The organism is Acinetobacter sp. ANC_7511 (genome assembly GCF_056779975.1).
Genome location: NZ_JBWYIY010000070.1, coordinates 1 through 208 on the forward strand (window position 1 = coordinate 1; position 208 = coordinate 208).

General features: G+C 45.2%; 1 pseudogene. It reads left to right on the forward strand.

The annotated features are described in order from the left end of the window. Positions 1 to 208, forward strand: a pseudogene (locus tag AC1M9L_RS14875) (oxidoreductase); the annotation flags it as partial.

A 208-nucleotide genomic window follows, 5' to 3' on the forward strand; every position in this document is an offset into this window, starting at 1 on the left:
AATACGCCAATATTCACTTTGCCAAGATCCTAAACAAGTCGGCATTTTTCGCCTCGGTATTTTGAAAGATCCTCAGTCACGTGGTGGTTCAACATGTGCATTTGAGCAACTTACACTGGGTATGCAGTTGCAGGTGAGTGCACCAAGAAACTTATTCCCTTTGGTTGATGCTTCCCACTCAGTGTTGATCGGTGGCGGTATTGGCATT